The 15,533-nt window shown below is 66.9% G+C and carries 18 protein-coding genes; 3 read left to right on the top strand and 15 right to left on the bottom strand.

Going from position 1 to position 15,533, the window contains the following annotated elements:
- The first annotated feature begins 87 nt into the window (after positions 1 to 87).
- Genes C996_RS0111730 through dtd form a run of 3 tightly spaced genes read left to right on the top strand, consistent with a single transcriptional unit; the run spans position 88 to position 1,887 of the window.
- Positions 88 to 402 carry a hypothetical protein gene (locus tag C996_RS0111730; RefSeq protein ID WP_018867628.1) on the top strand — a complete coding sequence of 105 codons (315 nt, stop codon included), beginning with the start codon at positions 88 to 90 and terminating at the stop codon, positions 400 to 402.
- 55 nt (positions 403 to 457) lie between these two features.
- Positions 458 to 1,444 (top strand): prolyl aminopeptidase, encoded by a 987-nt coding sequence (gene pip, locus C996_RS0111725; RefSeq protein WP_018867627.1) that lies wholly within the window; start codon positions 458 to 460, stop codon positions 1,442 to 1,444.
- A complete protein-coding gene (gene dtd / locus C996_RS0111720) occupies positions 1,441 to 1,887 on the top strand; it encodes a D-aminoacyl-tRNA deacylase (RefSeq protein WP_018867626.1) in 447 nt (148 codons plus the stop codon). Before pip ends, dtd begins: the two co-directional genes overlap by 4 nt.
- 326 nt (positions 1,888 to 2,213) lie before the next feature.
- Here dtd and C996_RS0111715 read toward each other — a convergent pair whose 3' ends face one another.
- The 15 genes from C996_RS0111715 to rsmG form a co-directional block, all read right to left on the bottom strand.
- Positions 2,214 to 2,510, bottom strand: coding sequence for a hypothetical protein (locus C996_RS0111715; RefSeq protein ID WP_017943077.1), 297 nt, complete (start codon positions 2,508 to 2,510; stop codon positions 2,214 to 2,216).
- A gap of 102 nt (positions 2,511 to 2,612) precedes the next feature.
- Entirely contained in the window at positions 2,613 to 4,463 is a 1,851-nt protein-coding gene (gene glmS, locus C996_RS0111710; RefSeq protein WP_018867625.1) for a glutamine--fructose-6-phosphate transaminase (isomerizing), read from the bottom strand.
- 3 nt (positions 4,464 to 4,466) lie between these two features.
- Entirely contained in the window at positions 4,467 to 5,849 is a 1,383-nt protein-coding gene (gene glmU, locus C996_RS0111705) for a bifunctional UDP-N-acetylglucosamine diphosphorylase/glucosamine-1-phosphate N-acetyltransferase GlmU (protein ID WP_018867624.1), read from the bottom strand.
- A gap of 79 nt (positions 5,850 to 5,928) precedes the next feature.
- Complete coding sequence (locus C996_RS0111700; RefSeq protein ID WP_018867623.1) at positions 5,929 to 6,348, bottom strand: F0F1 ATP synthase subunit epsilon; 420 nt, start codon at positions 6,346 to 6,348, stop codon at positions 5,929 to 5,931.
- Between the two features lie 13 nt (positions 6,349 to 6,361).
- On the bottom strand, positions 6,362 to 7,738 hold the full coding sequence (gene atpD, locus C996_RS0111695; protein ID WP_018867622.1) for a F0F1 ATP synthase subunit beta: 1,377 nt from the start codon (positions 7,736 to 7,738) through the stop codon (positions 6,362 to 6,364).
- Positions 7,739 to 7,796: 58 nt separating this feature from the next.
- Positions 7,797 to 8,657 carry a F0F1 ATP synthase subunit gamma gene (atpG, locus tag C996_RS0111690; protein WP_018867621.1) on the bottom strand — a complete coding sequence of 287 codons (861 nt, stop codon included), beginning with the start codon at positions 8,655 to 8,657 and terminating at the stop codon, positions 7,797 to 7,799.
- A 12-nt stretch (positions 8,658 to 8,669) separates the two neighbouring features.
- Positions 8,670 to 10,211, bottom strand: coding sequence for a F0F1 ATP synthase subunit alpha (atpA, locus tag C996_RS0111685; protein ID WP_018867620.1), 1,542 nt, complete (start codon positions 10,209 to 10,211; stop codon positions 8,670 to 8,672).
- A 13-nt stretch (positions 10,212 to 10,224) separates the two neighbouring features.
- Positions 10,225 to 10,761, bottom strand: a complete 537-nt coding sequence (locus C996_RS0111680; RefSeq protein WP_018867619.1) for a F0F1 ATP synthase subunit delta — start codon at positions 10,759 to 10,761, stop codon at positions 10,225 to 10,227.
- A gap of 9 nt (positions 10,762 to 10,770) precedes the next feature.
- Positions 10,771 to 11,241, bottom strand: coding sequence for a F0F1 ATP synthase subunit B (locus C996_RS0111675; protein ID WP_018867618.1), 471 nt, complete (start codon positions 11,239 to 11,241; stop codon positions 10,771 to 10,773).
- 53 nt (positions 11,242 to 11,294) lie between these two features.
- Positions 11,295 to 11,531 carry a F0F1 ATP synthase subunit C gene (gene atpE, locus C996_RS0111670; protein WP_012983953.1) on the bottom strand — a complete coding sequence of 79 codons (237 nt, stop codon included), beginning with the start codon at positions 11,529 to 11,531 and terminating at the stop codon, positions 11,295 to 11,297.
- Between the two features lie 53 nt (positions 11,532 to 11,584).
- Positions 11,585 to 12,427 (bottom strand): F0F1 ATP synthase subunit A, encoded by an 843-nt coding sequence (gene atpB / locus C996_RS0111665; protein WP_018867617.1) that lies wholly within the window; start codon positions 12,425 to 12,427, stop codon positions 11,585 to 11,587.
- Positions 12,428 to 12,458: 31 nt separating this feature from the next.
- Positions 12,459 to 12,845, bottom strand: a complete 387-nt coding sequence (locus tag C996_RS0111660; RefSeq protein ID WP_018867616.1) for an ATP synthase subunit I — start codon at positions 12,843 to 12,845, stop codon at positions 12,459 to 12,461.
- A 167-nt stretch (positions 12,846 to 13,012) separates the two neighbouring features.
- Positions 13,013 to 13,855: a ParB/RepB/Spo0J family partition protein gene (locus C996_RS0111655; protein WP_018867615.1), complete on the bottom strand. Its 843-nt coding sequence runs from the start codon at positions 13,853 to 13,855 to the stop codon at positions 13,013 to 13,015.
- A gap of 43 nt (positions 13,856 to 13,898) precedes the next feature.
- Positions 13,899 to 14,654: a ParA family protein gene (locus C996_RS0111650; RefSeq protein ID WP_018867614.1), complete on the bottom strand. Its 756-nt coding sequence runs from the start codon at positions 14,652 to 14,654 to the stop codon at positions 13,899 to 13,901.
- A gap of 3 nt (positions 14,655 to 14,657) precedes the next feature.
- Complete coding sequence (rsmG, locus tag C996_RS0111645) at positions 14,658 to 15,281, bottom strand: 16S rRNA (guanine(527)-N(7))-methyltransferase RsmG (protein WP_018867613.1); 624 nt, start codon at positions 15,279 to 15,281, stop codon at positions 14,658 to 14,660.
- Positions 15,282 to 15,533: the final 252 nt, after the last annotated feature.

The raw sequence follows: 15,533 nt of genomic DNA, 5'->3' as shown, positions 1-15,533 counted from the left end.
GGGCGCACGCTGGGCCTGCGCGGCGGGTCCCGCCGTGGCATTGGGTTTGCATGAGCTCGGGAACACCCATGTCCACCGGGGACCCCCATGCACGACCGCAAGAGCCTCAGCCTGGCCGCCGAACTGCGGCGGAACATGCGGGCCGAATTCCCCGCAGTGGCCCGGCTGTCGGTCAGTGACCCGGACTTCATGGAGACCATTCTGGATTATGCGGCGCGCTCGCAGTCGAGCCTGGTGCAGGCCGCGGCGCTGACCCTGCGCAGCCAGCTCGAAGGGTCGGGGTATCTGCACGCGCCGCGGCGCGAGCCGCCCGCCGGGACCGACGCGGCGCCATCCGCAGGGGGCCGGCCCACCCACAAACGCCGGGTCTACCGCGGGCGGGTGATCGACGACCCGGAGTAGTCTTTCGCCCGCGGGACTTTTTGGCGACACTCGGGGTTTTGGCCGGAGACCCCTGATGGACGCACTGTACCCCGAGATCGAACCCCACGGGATGGGCCGCCTGGCGGTCGGCGACGGCCACGAACTCTACTTCGAGGAGTGCGGCAATCCCGACGGGATCCCGGTGGTATTCCTGCATGGCGGACCGGGCTCGGGCTGCGAGAGCTGGCACCGGCGCTTCTACGACCCGGAACGCTACCGGATCGTGCTGTTCGACCAGCGGGGCTGCGGGCGCTCGACCCCGCATGCCGGTCTGGAGGCGAACACCACCTGGCACGTGGTCGCGGACATCGAGCGCCTGCGCGAGCACCTGGGGATCGAGCGCTGGGTGGTATTCGGGGGGTCCTGGGGCTCCACCCTCGGCCTGGCCTACGCCGAGACGCATCCGGAGCGGGTGCTGGGCCTGGTGCTGCGCGGGATCTTCCTGTGCCGGCCGCAGGATATCCAGTGGTTCTACCAGTCCGGGGCCGACCGTCTGTTCCCCGAGGCCTGGGCCGAGTACGAGGCGCAGATCCCCGAGACCGAGCGCGACGACATGGTGGGCGCCTACTACCGGCGGCTTACCTCCCCGGAACGCCCGGTGCGCGAGGCCGCGGCCCGGGCCTGGTCGGGCTGGGAGGGGCGCACATCCTGTCTGGTGCCGAACCCCGATGTCATCGCCCACTTCGAGGACCCGGACGTCGCGGTCAGCCTCGCGCGGCTGGAGTGCCACTATTTCATGCACGACACCTTCCTCGAGCCGGATCAGCTGCTGCGCGACGCGGGGCGGCTGACGGGGATCCCCGGGACGCTGGTGCACGGGCGCTATGACGTGGTCTGTCCGGTCAACCAGGCGGTGGCGCTGCACCGGGCCTGGCCACAGGCGCAGCTGGAGATCGTGCCGGATGCGGGCCATTCGGCCGCCGAGCCCGGGATCCTGCGCCGCCTGGTGGCCGCGACCGACCGGCTGGCCGCCGAGCTGGCGGGGCAGGTGGAGCCCGGGACCGGGGGAGCGCGCGCGTGATCGCGGTGATCCAGCGCGTCACCGAGGGCCAGGTCGCGATCGACGGGGAGGCGGTCGGGACTATCGGGCCGGGGTTGCTCGCGCTGGTCGCGGTGGAGCCGAACGACACCGAGGCGGGCGCGGATCGCATGCTGGACCGGTTGCTGGGCTACCGGGTCTTCGCCGACGCCGAGGGGCGGATGAACCGGAGCCTGACCGAGACCGGGGGCGGGCTGCTGCTGGTGCCGCAGTTCACCCTCGCGGCCGACACCCGCAAGGGGATGCGACCGAGCTTCTCGGGATCCGGCACCCCGGAACACGGGGCGGCACTGTTCGACTATCTGGTGCGGCGGGCCGGGGAACGCCACGCACCGGTGGCCAGTGGTCGCTTCGGCGCGGACATGCAGGTGAGCCTGACCAACGACGGGCCGGTCACCTTCTGGCTGGAGGCCCGTGGCCAGTAAGCCGCGACGCGACGGGCGACGGAACCAGAGGGCAAGGGCGGGTTGCACCACGAAGTGCACGAAGGCACGAAGGCACGAAGGCACGAAGAAGGGCGATAGCACCACAGAGGGCCCAGAGGACACAGAGAAGGTCCCGGCTCGCGTGCTGCGGATGCCGTGGCCGCGCCGGCGGCCCGACGAAGGGATTCGCTCCAAGCCCCTCCGTACTTTCTCCGTGTCCTCTGTGTGCTCTGTGGTGACCAAAATGGTTTGCGGGGCCGGAAACGAAGAAACCCGGCACAGGGCCGGGTCTCCAGGGACAGCGCGGGGTTCGCTGCGGGCGCGGATCAGGCCGCGCGGCGCAGGAACGGACGCTGGCCGGACTGGACCGCGCGACGGATGAAGTCGGCACGGCCGGCCTCGCGCTGGTTCAGGTTGTCGGCACACTGCGACGGCTCGTAGGCGGCAGCGGAGAGCATCACTTCCAGCTCGCACAGGTCGACCTTCGGCTGGGTCAGTTCGTCCGGGGTGGTGTTCAGCTTGCGGCCCACTTCCCAGAACATGCGCGGGTTCCAGAGCTTGGTCTGGATGCGCGGGGACTGGAACAGGGTGACGCAGCGGTTGTTGAGCTCTTGCTGATCCATGAGGGACTCCTGTGACAGATTGTTCAAGCGCGCCCGAATCTAGCCGACCCGGGGCGCGAATACAAGCGTTTCCTGATGGAACAAGCGGTTTGGCGCGGCGCGTTATTCGACGGTGACCGACTTGGCGAGGTTGCGCGGCTGGTCCACGTCAGTGCCCTTCAGCACGGCCGTGTGATAGGCGAGCAACTGCAGCGGGATGGTGAACAGGACCGGCGCCAGCCAGGGGCTGAGGGCCTCGTTCTGCGGGAGGCCGATCCAGGTGTCTTCCGGGGCCAGCGCCCGTGCGGCGCTGGATTCGCCGATCACGATCAGCTGCCCGCCCCGTGCCCGGACCTCCTGCAGGTTGCTGGAGAGCTTTTCCAGCTGGGCGTCGTCCGGGGCGACCGCGATTACCGGCATCTCCGTATCGACCAGGGCCAGCGGGCCGTGTTTCAGCTCGCCCGAGGGATAGGCCTCGGCGTGGATGTAGGAGATCTCCTTCAGCTTGAGGGCACCCTCCAGGGCGATCGGGAAATACGCGCCCCGGCCCAGGAACAGGGCGTGCTGGCGTTCCAGCAGGTCCTCGGCAATCCGCGCGATGGGGGTGTCCAGGGCGAGGATCCGCGCGACCTGATCCGGGAGACCCCGCAGGGCCGCGACAGCGGCGGCACGGTCGCTGGCCGGCATCCGGGCGGCCGTCGCGACCTGACCCAGCAGCAGGACCAGGATCCCCAGGGCGGCGAGCTGGGTGGTGAAGGCCTTGGTGGAGGCGACACCGATCTCCGGGCCGGCGTGCGTCATCAGAATCAGGTCGGCCGCGCGCGCCATGGTGCTCTCGGGGACATTGCAGATGGCCAGGCGGGCGAGGAACGGCTCCTCCTGGGACTGGCGCAGCACCGCGAGGGTGTCGGCCGTCTCACCGGACTGGGAGATCACCACAAGCAGCGTGCCGGGAGCGAGGACATGGCGGCGGTAGCGGTACTCGCTGGCGACCTCCACCCGCGCCGGCAGGCCCAGGTGCTCCTCGATCCAGTGGGCCGCGACCATGCCGGCGTGATAGCTGGTGCCGCAGGCCACGATCTGGACGGCGGCGACGTCGGCGAGCCGTTCGTCACTGCCCGGGCCGAGGATGTTTTCGAGGATGGCCGCTTCGCCGAGGCGACCGGACAACGTCTCCTCGAGGGCGTGGGGCTGCTCGTAGATCTCCTTGAGCATGAAATGCCGGTATTCGCCACGATCCGCGACGTTCACCTGGCAACGACTCTCGCGGATGCCGCGCTCGACCGGGGCCCCGCGCGCATCCTCGACCTCGACGCCGGCGCGCGTCAGACGGGCGATGTCGCCGTCCTCGAGGTCGACAAAGCGTTGGGTCACCGGGAGCAGGGCCTGCACGTCGGAGGCGGCAAAGGTCTCGCCAATCCCCAGGCCGAGCAGCACCGGACTCCCGGAGCGGGCGACGATCAGCTCGTCGGGGAAGTCCGCGAACACCGCGGCGATGGCGTAGGCCCCCTGGAGCTCGGCGCAGGTGCTGCGCATCGCCTCTCGCGGGGTGGCACCGGCCTCCAGCGCCTGTTCCAGCCGGTGGGCGATGACCTCGCTGTCGGTCGCCGACACGCAGGGCCAGCCCGCTGCGTCCAGTCGCGAGCGCAGGTCCGCATGGTTCTCGATGATGCCGTTGTGCACGATCGCCACGCGACCATCCCGCGAACGATGGGGGTGGGCATTCTCCTCGCTCGGGGCACCGTGTGTGGCCCAGCGGGTGTGGGCGATGCCCACGCGCCCCTGCAGGCCGGCGGCGACGATGCGCTGCTCCAGCGCCGCCACCTTGCCGATGGCGCGGATGTCCGCAACCGCCCCGTCGTTCACCACCGCCACGCCGGCGGAGTCATAGCCCCGGTACTCCAGGCGGTGAAGCCCTTCCACCAAGACGGGGACCAGGTTGCGCTCGCCGATGCCTGCCACCAGACCGCACATGGGTTAGCTCTCCTTGTTCTTGCTGGTCTTCTTCGGACGCGGCCAGTCGCGGATGGTGCGGGGCCGGGCGCGCGTGAGCGCCAGGGCACCCGGCTCGACGTCGTCGGACAGGGTGGACCCGGCACCCACAGTGGCATCGTCGCCGATGCGGATGGGCGCCACGAGCGCGGTGTTCGAGCCGATAAAGGCCCGTTCGCCGATCTCGGTGTGGTGCTTGTTGGCCCCGTCATAATTGCATGTGATGGTGCCGGCGCCCAGGTTCGCGCCCGCCCCTACCCGGGCATCACCGACATACGTCAGGTGATTCGCCTTCGCTCCCGGACCGAGGGTGGCGTTCTTCATCTCCACAAAGTTGCCGACCCGCGCGCCCGTGCCGAGAACCGTGCCCGGCCGGAGGCGCGCAAACGGCCCGATCCGAGCATCCGCGTCCACCCGCACCCCCTCGAGGATGCTGTGCGCCGCGATCTGCGTGCCCGACCCGATCTGGGAGTCGCGCAGCACGCAGCCGGGGCCAATGTAGACATCATCCGCCAGCGTGACCGTGCCCTCGATCACGACGTTCACGTCCAGGGTGCAGTCCTGCCCGAAGGTGAGAACGCCTCGGACATCGACACGGTCGGGATCGGCCAGTGCCAGGCCGTCGCGCATCATGTCGGCGGCCTGCGCCTGCTGGTAGAGCCGTTCCTGGACGGCCAGCTGGGCGCGATCGTTCACGCCGAGCACCGCGGCCGGATCCCGACTCTCGGCAACCGTGACCGCGGATCCGTCGGCGCGGGCCGCGGCGACCACGTCGGTCAGGTACCACTCGCGCGCGCCACCCGGTGCCGGCTCGCAGGCAGCCAGCCAACGGCGCAGATCGCCCGCCGGCGCGGCCAGGACCCCGGTATTGATCAGATCCACGGCCCGTTCGTCGATCGACGCCTCCTTGTCCTCGACGATTCGCTCGAGGGCGCCGTCCGGGGCCAGGATCAGGCGCCCGTAGCCCCCGGGATCGGCAACACGCGCGGCGAGCACGGTCACCCCATCGCCCGCCGCGCAGGCCTCGAGGTCGGCGACCGGGATCCGCGGCACATCGCCGTAGGTCACCAGCACGCGCGCTGCCTCGGGGACATGTTCCAGCGCGCGAAACACCGCGTGTCCCGTGCCGCGGGGCTCACCCTGATCGATCCAGTCGAGGGGCAGCGTCGATTCCGCGAACGCGGCGCGCACGCGTTCCTGCTGGTGGCTCACCACGAGGTGGCAGGCGGCGGCGTCCAGCGCGGCCGCGCGGTCGAGGACATGTGCAAGGAGGGGCCGGCCGGCGAGGGGCTGCAGGACCTTCGGCTTGCGCGAACGCATGCGCGTGCCCTTGCCGGCGGCCAGTACCACGAGATGGAGGGGTGTCATTTCAGGCATGGCTGCAATGATAAAGGGCCAACCGAGATGGTTGGCCCTTGGGGTAGGTCATCCGTCGCAATTCGCCGGATTATTTCCGGCGCAGCTTCTGGATCATCTGCAGGCGCGCGGCCGCCTCGACCAGTTCCGCCTGAGCCTTGGCGTAGTCGAAGTCGGCCTTGGAATTCTCCAGGGCCTCCTCCGCGCGCTTCTTGGCCTCCAGGGCCTCGGCCTCGTCGAGGTCCTTGGCCCGCACTGCGGTGTCCGCGAGGACGGTTACGTGGTAGGGCTGGACCTCGAGGATGCCGCCGGAGACGAACACCGGCTGCGGCTCGGCGCCTTCCTTTTCCTGGATGCGCAGTTCGCCCGGATTGAGCCGGGCGAGCATCTGGGTATGCCCGGCATATACGCCGACCTCGCCACCTTCGGCGGGCGCGGCGATCATCAGGGCCGTACCGGAGTAGATGGACTCCTCCGCACTGACCACATCCACATGCATATTCATGGGCATAACGCCTTGCTCCTTAGCCGAGCTTCTCGGCCTTCTCGACGGCTTCCTCGATGGTGCCGACCATGTAGAAGGCCTGCTCCGGCAGGTGGTCGTATTCACCGTCGACGATCGCCTTGAACGCACGGATGGTGTCCTTCAGGGACACGTACTTGCCGGGCGCCCCGGTGAAGACCTCGGCCACGAAGAACGGCTGCGACAGGTAGCGCTGGATCTTACGCGCGCGGGCCACGACCAGCTTGTCGTCTTCCGACAGCTCGTCCATCCCGAGGATCGCGATGATGTCCTTCAGCTCCTTGTAGCGCTGCAGGGTACCCTGCACCGCACGGGCGGTGTCGTAGTGCTCCTGGCCAATGATCTGCGGGTCCAGCTGGCGCGAGGTGGAATCCAGCGGATCCACCGCCGGGTAGATCCCCAGCTCGGCGATCTGGCGCGACAGCACGACGGTCGCATCCAGGTGCGCAAAGGTCGTGGCCGGGGACGGGTCGGTCAAGTCATCCGCCGGCACGTAGACGGCCTGGATGGAAGTGATCGAACCCTTCTTGGTCGAGGTGATGCGCTCCTGCAGCACACCCATCTCTTCCGCCAGGGTCGGCTGGTAACCCACCGCGGACGGCATACGACCCAGCAGCGCGGAGACCTCGGTCCCGGCCAGGGTGTAGCGGTAGATGTTGTCGATGAACATCAGCACGTCGCGGCCTTCGTCACGGAAGAACTCGGCCATGGTCAGACCGGTCAGCGCGACGCGCAGACGGTTGCCCGGCGGCTCGTTCATCTGGCCGTAGACCAGGGCCACCTTGTCGAGGACGTTGGAGTCCTTCATCTCGTGATAGAAGTCGTTCCCTTCACGAGTACGCTCGCCCACGCCGGCAAACACGGAATAACCGGAGTGCTCGATCGCGATGTTGCGGATCAGCTCCATCATGTTGACGGTCTTGCCCACGCCGGCGCCGCCGAACAGGCCGACCTTGCCGCCCTTCGCGAAGGGGCACAGTAGATCGATGACCTTGATGCCGGTTTCCAGCAGCTCGGTGGAGCCCGCCTGCTCGTCGAAGGTCGGGGCGGCGCGGTGGATCGACCAGGTCTCCTGGGCCTCCACGTCGCCGGCGTTGTCCACCGGACGACCGAGGACGTCCATCACGCGGCCCAGGGTCCCCTTGCCGACCGGCACGGAGATCGGCTTGCCGGTCGCGGTAACCGGGGTCTGACGCTTCACACCCTCGGTGGTACCCATGGCGATCGTGCGCACGACGCCGTCACCCAGCTGCTGCTGGACTTCCAGGGTCAGGCCGTTTTCCAGGGTCAGGGCGTCGTAGACCTTGGGCACTTCGCCGTGGGGGAACTCCACATCCACGACGGCGCCGATGATTTCGACAATCTTTCCAGAACTCATTTGTTCATCCTCGTAAGTCGTAATTCGTGCCGAGTCGACCGATACGTGACGGCGGGCGCTAGACCGCGGCCGCGCCGCTGACGATCTCGGAGATCTCCTGGGTGATCGCGGCCTGGCGCGCCTTGTTGTAGACGAGCTGCAGGTCCTTGATCATCGTGCCGGCGTTGTCGGAGGCGGACTTCATCGCCACCATGCGCGCGGCCATTTCGCAGGCCACGTTCTCGACCACCGCCTGGTAGATCAGGGACTCGACATAGCGCTCGAGCAGCGTATCCATCACCGGATGCGTGTCGGGCTCGTAGATGTAATCCCAGTGGTGCTTGAGCGATTCGTCCCGGCTCGGCGCCGTCGGCAGCAGCTGGGTCACCTCGGGCTGCTGCGTCATCGTGTTGACGAACTTGTTCTCCAGCAGCACGACGCGGTCCACCTTGCCGTCGCGGAAGTTGTCCAGCACCACCTTGATCGACCCGATCAGGTCGTTGATGTGCGGACGGTCACCGAGATCTTTGGCTTCGGCCACGATGTTGCCGCCAAGGCGCTTGAAGAACTGCAGCGCCTTGTTGCCCACCACGCAGAGATCGACCTCGACACCCTCGTCGCGGTACCGGCGCATCTCGCCGACAGCCTTCTTGAACAGGTTGGTATTCAACCCGCCGCAGAGGCCGCGATCGGTCGACACGATGATCAGCGCCACGCGCTTCACTTCGCGCTCAACCATGAACGGATGCTTGTACTCGGCATTCGCCATGGCGACGTGACCGATCACGTCGTGGATCTTCTGCGCGTAGGGCCGGGACTCTTCCATACGGTCCTGGGCCTTGCGCATCTTGGACGCGGCGACCATCTCCATCGCCTTGGTGATCTTCTGAGTATTCTGGATACTCTTGATCTGCGTCCGAATCTCCTTAGTGCCCGCCATTGCGTGCTCCCGTTACCAGCTGTGCTTGGCCTTGAACTCTTCCAGGGCCTTCTTCAGCTTTTCCTGGATGGAGTCGTTGTAGTCGCCAGTGCTGTTGATTTCGTCCAGGAGCTCCTTCTGCGAGGAACGCGCATAGGCGATCAGTTCCTTTTCGAAGCTCACGACCTTTTCCGCCTCGACGTCGTCGAGGTAGCCCTCGTTCGCGGCATACAGGGAGAAGGCCATCTCGCCAATGGACATCGGCTGGTACTGACCCTGCTTCATCAGCTCGGTCACGCGCTTGCCGCGATCCAGCTGCTTGCGGGTCAGTTCGTCCAGATCGGAGGCAAACTGCGAGAATGCCGCCAGCTCGCGATACTGGGCCAGCGCCAGACGCACGCCACCACCGAGCTTCTTGATGATCTTGGTCTGCGCCGAACCACCCACGCGGGAGACCGACAGACCGGCGTTGATCGCCGGACGGATGCCCGAGTTGAACAGGTCGGTCTCGAGGAAGATCTGGCCGTCGGTGATCGAGATCACGTTGGTCGGCACGAACGCGGACACGTCGCCGGCCTGGGTCTCGATGATCGGTAGCGCGGTCAGCGAACCGGTCTGGCCCTTCACCTCGCCGTTGGTCTTTTCTTCCACGTACTCGGCGTTCACGCGGGAGGCCCGCTCCAGCAGACGCGAATGCAGGTAGAAGACGTCGCCCGGATAGGCTTCGCGGCCCGGCGGGCGGCGCAGCAGCAGGGAGACCTGACGGTAGGCCCAGGCCTGCTTGGTCAGGTCGTCGTAGACGATCAGGGCGTCTTCGCCACGGTCGCGGAAGTACTCGCCCATCGCGCAGCCGGCATACGGGGCGATGAACTGCATCGCGGCCGACTCGGAGGCGTTGGCGGCGACGATGATGGTGTTCTCCATCGCGCCGGCCTCTTCCAGCTTGGCCACCACGGACGCAACCGACGAGGCCTTCTGGCCCACGGCGACGTAGATACACTTAACGCCGGAGTCCTTCTGGTTGATGATCGCGTCGATCGCCACGGCGGTCTTGCCGGTCTGACGGTCGCCGATGATCAGCTCGCGCTGGCCGCGGCCGACCGGAACCATGGCGTCGATCGCCTTGATGCCGGACTGCAGCGGCTGGTCGACGGACTGGCGTTCGATAACGCCCGGGGCGATCTTTTCGATCGGGCTGGTCACGTCGGTGTTCACCGGGCCCTTGCCGTCGATCGGGCGACCCAGGGAGTCCACCACGCGACCGAGCAGGGCCTCGCCCACCGGGACCTCGAGGATGCGGCCGGTGCACTTGACCGTGTCGCCTTCCTTGATGTGCTTGTAGTCACCCAGGATCACGACGCCGACGGAGTCGCGCTCGAGGTTGAGCGCCATGCCGAAGGTGTCCTCGGGGAACTCGAGCATCTCGCCCTGCATGACGTCACCCAGGCCGTGCACACGCGCGATACCGTCGGTCAGGCTGACCACGGTGCCCTCGTTGGAGGCCTCGGAGGAGGCATCGAATTTCTCGATGCGCTGTTTGATCAGATCACTGATCTCGGAGGGATTCAGTTGCATGTTAAATATCCTCTTAGCGACTCAAATTGGCAGCCAGGCGGTTCAGCTGGCCTCGCACGGAGCCGTCGATTACCAGGTCGCCGGCGCGGATGATGGCGCCCCCCAGCAGGGAGCTGTCGACTGAGCATTCGAGATCGACTTCGCAGCCCAGGCCCTTGACCAGGGCGTCGTGGATCTCTTTCTCCTGCGCCTGCGTGAGCTTGCGGAAGGCGGTGACATCGGCGTGCACGCGCTGTTCCGCGGCGGCCTTGAGTTCCTCAAAGGCGTCACGGACGGCGGGCAGGGCCGGCAGGCGGCCGTTCTCCGCCAGCAGGCGCACCAGATTGCCGGCCTCGGCACCGACCTTGTCACCGGCCACGTCCAGCACCAGCTGGGCGCGATCGGCACGCGGGAGCCGCGGGTTGGAGAGGAGACTGTGCATCTGCGAGTCGCTGGCGATCGCCGCCAGCAACTCGAGCTGCTCGGCCCAGCCGGCGAGATCCTTGGCCTCGCGGGCCCGCTCGAATGCCGCGCGGGCGTAGGGTCGGGCGACCGAAATCAGGTCTGACATAACGTCTCCTTAGAGCTTGGCCGCGAGCTTCTTCAGCAGATCGCCGTGGGCCTTGGCGTCAATCTCCTTGGCCAGGATCTGCTCGGCGCCGGCAACCGCCAGTTCGGAGACCTGCTTGCGCAGCTCTTCCTTCGCGCGGTTGAGCTCCTGCTCGATTTCGGATTGCGCCGCTTCCTTGATGCGGTCGCCTTCCTCGCGGGCCGTGGTCTTGCTCTCCTCGACCAGATCGTTGGCACGCTTCTGGGCGGAGGCGACGATCTCGTTGGCCTGCTGTTTGGCTTCCTTGATCACCTCGGTCGCACGCTCCTGGGCGAGCTCCTGCTCTTTCTCGCCGCGCTCCGCTGCGGCGAGACCGTCGGCAATCTTCTTGCGACGCTCTTCCAGGGCGTTGGACATGGGCGGCCAGACGTAGCGCATCGTGAACCACACGAAGACGCTGAACGCGAGCAGCTGGCCGATGATGGTCAGATTGATATTCATCCTGCTACCTCGGGTTGACGAGTGTGAGGGATCCTCGGGACTCGGTCAGCCTCTTAGCCCAGGGCGAACAGAACGTACAGGCCGATACCCACACCGATCATCGGCACGGCGTCGGTCAGACCCATGACGATGAAGAACTGGGTACGCAGCATCGGGATCAGTTCCGGCTGACGCGCGGCGCCTTCCAGGAAGCGACCACCCAGGGTGCCCACGCCGATCGCGGCGCCGACAGCGGCCAGACCCAGGAGCAGAGAGCCAGCCAGAACGATCAGAGCGTTTGCCATTTCCATTTTTGTATCTCCAGTCGAGTGTTGAAACAGTCAGTTGAGTAGGAAGATCGGAATCAGTGGTCTTCGCTGTACGCCATGTCCAGATAGACGACGGTCAGCACCATGAAGATGAAGGCCTGCAGCGGCACCACGAGGATGTGGAAGATCGCCCAGCCGACATGGAGCACGCCGCCGGCCAGACCCAGGATCAGGCCCGCGGAGTACATTACGCCGATCAGGATGAAAATCATCTCCGCGGCGTAGAGGTTGCCGAACAGTCGCAGGGCGAGCGAGGCCGGCTTGGCCAGCAGGTTGATGAACTCCAGGACGAAGTTGATCGTCCAGAAGATCGGCTTCAGGAACACGATGTTGGTCTGGAACGGGATACCCGTGAGTTCCTTGATGAAGCCGACCGGGCCCTTGATCTTCAGCGAGTAGTAGATGATCAGGATAAACACGCCCAGCGCGAGGCCGGCGGTCACGTTGATATCCGTGGTGGGCACGATCTTGAAGTACGGGATGCCCAGCAGATAGGCGATGTGCGGCAGCAGATCCACCGGCACCAGGTCCATCAGGTTGAGCAGGAAGATCCAGACAAAGATGGTCAGCGCGAGCGGCGCGACCATGTCGTTCTTGTGCTTGAAGGAACCACGGACGTTGTCGTTGACGAAGTCCATGGTCATTTCGACGAAGTTCTGCCAGCCGCCCGGGACGCCGGCGGTGACCTTCTTGGCCGCGGCGCGGAACGTCAGGATAAACAGCAGACCCAGACCGATCGACCAGAGCATGGAGTCGACATGGATCGCCCAGAAGCCCATCTCGGCGGCTTCGGTGCTGGTCGAGGCGAAGCTCAGTCCGTTCTCGGGGTGGAGCCCGAAGGTGAGGTTCGTGAGATGGTGAGCAATGTGCTCTTCCATCGTGGGCAGTTCGCTTTCTGAAGCCATGCAGTTATCTCGTCATTGCTTGATCAGAAACCCGGTGCAGCCACCACAGGGGGGCCAGGTGCACCAGGAGGAAGATGCCGAACAGGGCCGGTAGGTCCGGCTCGTCCAGGTAAGCGAACGCCACCCCGAATGCCACCGCGATGATTGCCAGTCGTCCCAGCTGTGCGCCCATCATGCGGGCGGTCAGCGAGCCCACCTGATCGGCTCGATAGGGCCGAAACACGACGACCGCGGCCACGGCGTTGCCGAGGGTCGCGGTCATGCCGCCCACCGCGGCCGAGATCGCCACGATCGGGGGGAACAGGGCCAGAAGCAGGCCCGACAGAATCAGCGTTAAGGCGAGCTGCAGACCCAGCGATTGTAAGGCGTGTCTGAAGCGTCGCGGTGTCATTCAGCGGATGGGCACACCCACCCCTCTCCCAAAAAGTGCGCGTAGTATAAGAGCGCCCTTCTATTAGGTCAAACCGTTATGGGGCTGTAAGCAGGGGTTTGGGCCCGGTGCGGGCGGGGCGCGCGGACGGCGTTGCCGGGCGGATTGGCGCGGGGAGTCCGCGGCCTCTACTGGATGTGTTCGAGGATCCCGTCGAGCTCGTCGAGGCTGTTGTACTCGATGACCAGGCGACCCTTGCCCTGGCGGTTGTAGCGCACCTGCACCGGAGCGCCGAGCTGGTCGGACAGGCGGCTTTCCAGTTGCCGGACTTCGGGCGAGGGTCCGGTGTCCTTCTTCGGCTCCGGGGTGGCGGCCAGGACCTTCTTCACCAGTTGTTCGGTCGCGCGTACGGAGAGGCCGCGCTTGACCACGGTGGCGGCAACCCCCGGCTGATCGTCGAGGGGAACAGCGAGCAGGCAGCGCGCATGGCCCATTTCCAGGCGGCCCTCGTTGACGTGTTCCTTCACGCTGTCGTGGAGTTCCAGCAGGCGCAGCAGGTTGGTCACCGAGGTGCGCGAACGGCCCACGGCATCGGCCGCGGCCTGGTGGGTCATCTCGAACTCCCCGATCAGGCGCCGGATCGCCTGGGCCTCCTCCAGCGGGTTCAGGTCCTCGCGCTGGATGTTCTCGATCAGGGCCATCGCGGCGGCGGCCTGGTCGGGGATGTCGCGCACCACCGCCGGCACGGTCTCCAGCCCCGCGATCTGGGCCGCGCGCCAGCGGCGTTCGCCGGCGATCAGTTCGTAGCCATCCTCCAGCCGCCGGACGACGACTGGCTGCACGATCCCCTGGGCACGAATGGAGTCCGCGAGTTCCGCCAGGGCGGCCTCGGCCATATGCACGCGCGGCTGGTATTTGCCACGCCGGATCTGCTCGATCGGGAGCTGATCCAGGCTGTCGGCTTCGTCGCCGCCGGCCTGGGCGCCGGAAAGGAGGGCATCGAGGCCGCGGCCCAGTCCACGTTTCGCCATGGTCGATCGTTCCTGCAGACAGTCGGTTGGGGGACGGGCGGCGTCAGCGCCGCAACATCTCGCCGGCCAGGGCCAGGTAGGCCACCGCGCCACGCGAGGAGGCATCATACAACAAGGCCGGCTGGCCAAAACTGGGGGCCTCGGCCAGGCGGATGTTGCGCGGGATCACGGTGCGGAACACGCGGTCGCCGAAATGGCCGGTCAGCTGTTCGGAGACGTCCCCGGACAGACGGTTTCGCGGGTCGAACATGGTGCGCAGCAGCCCGGAGATGCGCAGCTTCGGGTTGGGCCCGCGCTGGATGCTCTCGATGGTGCGCATCAGGGCGGTCAGGCCCTCGAGGGCGTAATACTCGCACTGCATCGGGATCACGACGCCGTCGGCGGCGACCAGGCCATTGACGGTAAGCAGGTTCAGCGACGGCGGGCAGTCGACCAGGATGTGATCGTAGTTCGCGGCGGCCGCGCCTAGCGCATCCTGCAGGCGGTATTCGCGGCGATCGGCCTCCATCAGCCGGACCTCGGCCACGGTCAGGTCGCCGTTCGACGGGACCAGGTCGTAGCCGGCCTCGACCCGGTGGGCAGCCTCGGCGACCGTGGCCTGGCCCAGCAGCACCTCGCAGGAGGTGGGGTCGTCGGCATGCTTGTCCACGCCGGAGCCGGTGGTGGCATTGCCCTGGGGATCCATGTCCACCACGAGTACGCGCTTGCCCAGGCGCGCCAGCGATGCGGCCAGGTTAACGCAGGTGGTGGTCTTGCCGACCCCGCCCTTCTGATTGGTGATCGCCAGTGTATCGGTCACGGCTCAGGCTCTCTCGATAATGGCAACGTGGCGCTCGGCCACCTCGCCGGGAATGGTAACCGGATCCACCCGGCGGTACGCCCAGGGCGCCGGCAGGGGGTCATCGACCACCCGCCGCTGTCCGAGCATGGCCAGTACCCGGCCCCCGGGCGCGACGGTGTGCGCGACCCGCGCGAGCATCTCGGCCGGGGCCTTGAACGCCCGCGACAGCACGGTGGTATACGGCGCCTCGGGGTGGAAGTCCTCGATGCGCGCGTGGATCGCCTCGGCGTTCGCCAGACCGGTCAGGCCGATCACGTTACGCAGGAAACGGATGCGTTTGGCCGCGCTGTCCAGCAGACAGAAGTCGCGCTCGCGTTCGGTCGCGGCCAGGATGAACCCCGGGAGCCCGGCCCCGGTGCCCACGTCGAGCACGCGCTCGCCCTGAAGATACGGGCGCAGGGTCAGGCTGTCGAGTACGTGACGTGGAATCAGCAAGGCGGGATCGCGTACCGCGGTGAGGTTGTGCACCCGGTTCCAGCGCTGGAGCTCGGCGAGGTACGTCGCCAGCACCTCGCGGGCGCGGGCATCCAGGTCCCAGGCATCGGCACAGGACGCGAGCCGCGCCCCCCAGTCCTCACTCGCCACTGGCGCGCTGCTCCAAGGACACACTGATCCATGTACACCCTCGCGCTCGAGTCGCTTTTGCGTGCCAACAAGGCGCGGTGACCGCCGTGCAGTCATTCTGCACAAGGGAGCCGCAACGCCGTGCGCGCGCCCGTTTCTGATACCAACGGGCGGCCGAGCCCCTTCGGGGTTGGCACCCCAGGTTCCCCGATCCTGCGTTGCACCGCTTGCGGGTAGAACCACTACCCGCTGCGCGCCGCGCCTGGTCTCGGA

Origin of the sequence: Thioalkalivibrio sp. ALE25 (assembly GCF_000377285.1) — a bacterium.
In the GTDB taxonomy this organism is placed as follows: Bacteria; Pseudomonadota; Gammaproteobacteria; order Ectothiorhodospirales; family Ectothiorhodospiraceae; genus Thioalkalivibrio.
Note: the sequence above shows the minus strand (reverse complement) of the source record. Positions and strands in the feature narration are given on the sequence as shown.